Here is a 3,461-nt window from a genome sequence, read left to right as displayed (position 1 = left end):
TTAAGCCATCAAAATATGTATATTTATCGATATAACTCCCTGAATTGTCTTCTTTAACCTTTTGAATCACATACCTCGGGAATATTGTATCTATGCACTGGGGATCATTGCATTCGTAATATTCATAAATTTTCTGCCCGCCGTCCGGATAATCCACCTGTTTTATGCGGCCGAATGGGTCAAAATCGTAATATGTCCAATTGCTGTTTTGGTCTTTTTCAGCAGACACCTTACCATACAGGTAGTCATATTGAAATTGTTCGATATGGCTCACGTCACCGGTTGCAGGATAGATTATTCTTACAGGATAAGTATAAGTGTCGGTATCGTATTCTGTTGTGGTGAGATTGCCCCTTGCATCGGTTAATGAAATCCGGTTGCCGTTGTTATCGTAAGTCATCTCTTCGCGCGGATTTATATCGCTATCCAACCAGAGTTCTTTTGATATCAGGTTCCCGGTATTGTTTTCATACTCAAAACATGTCTCTCTCACCTTGCCGCTTGAACTGCCTTCCATAGTTTCCTGTGTTTTACGCCACAGCCAGTCACCATAGTTAGTATAGCCATAGCTTTTTATTATGTTTTCAGCATCCGTGCCCGAGCTTATAGCAGTGAGAAGATTACCATTTGTATCATCATAGGCATAATCTTTTTGAATATAGACGGTTTCGCTGTCATAATGTTCGGTGCGACTTTGGATTAGCTTGACAAAGGCCCAGTGGTAGGTGGTGTCTTCCACATTTTCCCACACATATTTCGTTTGGGTTAAAAGAGCGCCGCCCTGGGAAGCATACCTGTCCACCTGCCGTATGCGGCCCTTAAAATAATAGCAATCCTCCGGAAAATCAGATCGCCCGGAATAACCAAGGTAGTGATGGGTCTTGGTCATGAAGTCCCCTACCATTATCGAGCCAAACACAACATTCCCAAAGATAAAACTATTCTTTTTATTGCCCATAATGTTGCCACAAGTTATGAATATCGGCGGTTATTAGAGGAAATTTCAAGTTTTAACAATGACCTTCATCTTATGTTCTGTTTTGGCAAAGACCAAATCAGAGGTACACACAATCACCAAGAGGTTATCAAGACCATTAGCCATAATACCCTTGACAGTTTTTATTCCTATTCGTTCCATGACCTGGCAAAACCATGGGAAATGATTATGGCTGACGCAGTGTTGGCAACCTCCCTTTGCTATTCAACTATTGTGGCTGATGCCAATGGGATACCTTGTATTGTCATGGATAAGATGGTTCCAGAAATTATTTCCGGCAATCTTACTCTTGTAAATTCATATGAAAAACTCAGAAACGCATTGACCGCCATCATTAACACTCATAAAAAAACAACGGATATCACAGATATTATATATCAAATGGCAAACAGACAATATACAAAAATCAGCTATTAAACAGGGAATACAGAATGAACAGCTTTTGGAAAAATAAAAGAGTCTCTGCATATATTGCGCTAAAACATCATACCAGATTTATCATACCTATCATGAAAGCAATTGCCGATAAGGGAGCAACGGTCGAATACATTGTGGGGCAGGCAGAGCGATCCCAGGAAATAACAGCCATTGAACTAAATCTAAACTACTCTCATATTTTTGATTTTATAGATGATTCAGATCAAGATGAAATTTATAAAAACTACCACATTATGAGAAAAGGCTTTGCTGCCTCACTATTGAAAGACAAGGCATTCTGCCTTCTAGTACCTACTGTACTGGATAAAACACTGTTTGCCGCGGCCCAGGAATATATTGGTTTTAAAAATTATTTTAAAAAAACAAAAGTTGATTTATGCTTGGCTCTCCACGAAACAAACCGGTGGGGGAAAATCTTTGCTTATCATGCCAAAAAAAAAGGAGTCCCATTTATCACATTCCAGGAAGGGTTATATTCAACTGCATCTGCTTTTCATGATTTTGCAAATACAGGACATGCGCAGTACAGCACACTTAACCTGGTATGGGGACAGCGCACAAAAGAAAAACTTTCCAACTACGAAGCCCCGGAAGAGAAAATCATCTCTGCCGGCAACACCCATATCACCAATGAAATCAATCGGCTAAAACAAAACAATATCCGAAAAAAAATGAGACAGAAACATAAACACAATAACTGCTATGTGGTATTGCTTATTTTTTCAATCAACCTGATTCCAAAAAATGAACTTCTGCCTCTTTTAAATATTTTTCAAAAAGACAATACACTTCATCTATATATAAAATTCCATCCGGCAAACGTAAGACTGGATATTGACAAATGGATCGATAAAATTCCAAAAGAATTGAAGAATCGTATCAGTTTTATCCATGGTGAAAAAAATATTTATGACCTGATGGCCATGAGCGACCTGATTGTCCTGACTGAAGGCAGTACAACCGGTCTTGAAGCTCTTGCCATTGGAAAACCTCTTATAGAACTTAAGCTTGAGTCGCCCATAACATATGATTTTTCACTGGCCCAGGAAAATGCTGCAATAAAACTGACCACAAAAGAACTGGCTTTTGCCATTGAACAAAAAAAAGACTTTACTTCAATGATGAATCAGGCTGGAATCCAACACTATCTGGAAAGCGAACTGCATGAATCGGAAAAAAGCATAGACAATGTTACCGGAATAATGGAGTCAGCCATTAAAGCAAACCTTCTTAAAAAACCCGCCCCTCTTGAAACCAAAATTTCATCAAATATGGAATGGTCCATTATTTTACCAGTGGTTAATAACCCTGACACTTTCATTAGCATTCTAGAAGCGATTGCCATTCATTCTGAGAATGAAAATTATGAGGTTATACTCATTAAACCTGAAACAATACCTGACGACACAAAAAAAATACTTCAAAGCCTTGAAGGTGATGTTTCAATTCTTACCATGAAAAAAAACCATTCTTTTCCAGCAATGCTGAATATTGCAGGAATCAGTGCAAAAGGCAAAAATCTTATCTTTCTAAGCAAAAATATTGCACCGAAAAAAGACTGGTTAAATGCGCTGAAAAAAGGATTTGACACATTCGGGAAAAATAAAATTTATGGCGCAAAAATAATCAGCAGGTTTAATAACATTGTTCATGCCGGGATTGTCGTTGATGCGAACAACTGCCCTGTTTCTGCCTATGTCCATCTTGATAAGGATTTCCCACATACCTGTAAAATCCGCTCCTTTCAAATGATTGACCATTTTACAGCCATCAATAAAAATCAGTTCCTATCTATCGGTGGATTCAATCACCTGGCTGAAAAATATTCATTTCTGGATTTAAGTCTTCGATTCGAGAACCTCTTTCCTGATACCCAGGCTGTCATGTACCTTCCGGATATTGAACTGGTCCAGGCAGAACCGGAACAATCCTGTGAGGAACAAGATGATTCCATCTTTTTTTATTCAAAATGGCATGGCCATCTTTGGGAAAATGAAAACAAATTATACCAGGAAGATGGTGTGTC

3 protein-coding genes are annotated in these 3,461 nt (G+C 38.5%); 2 read left to right on the top strand and 1 reads right to left on the bottom strand.

The window, feature by feature from the left end:
- The coding region (locus K8S13_RS14980; protein WP_291463691.1) for a hypothetical protein at nucleotides 1-889 on the bottom strand (889 nt) is incomplete at its 3' end.
- Between K8S13_RS14980 and K8S13_RS14975 the strand changes: the two genes are divergently transcribed.
- Both K8S13_RS14975 and K8S13_RS14970 read left to right on the top strand, forming a co-directional pair.
- Nucleotides 875-1,414, top strand: coding sequence for a hypothetical protein (locus tag K8S13_RS14975; protein WP_291463689.1), 540 nt, complete (start codon nucleotides 875-877; stop codon nucleotides 1,412-1,414). The two genes, K8S13_RS14980 and K8S13_RS14975, sit on opposite strands and share 15 nt — an antisense overlap.
- A 14-nt stretch (nucleotides 1,415-1,428) precedes the next feature.
- The coding region (locus tag K8S13_RS14970) for a glycosyltransferase (protein WP_291463687.1) at nucleotides 1,429-3,461 on the top strand (2,033 nt) is incomplete at its 3' end.

The organism is Desulfobacula sp. (assembly GCF_021107415.1).
The sequence above is the reverse complement of the archived record's forward strand: the minus strand, read 5'-3'. Positions and strand labels throughout refer to the sequence as shown.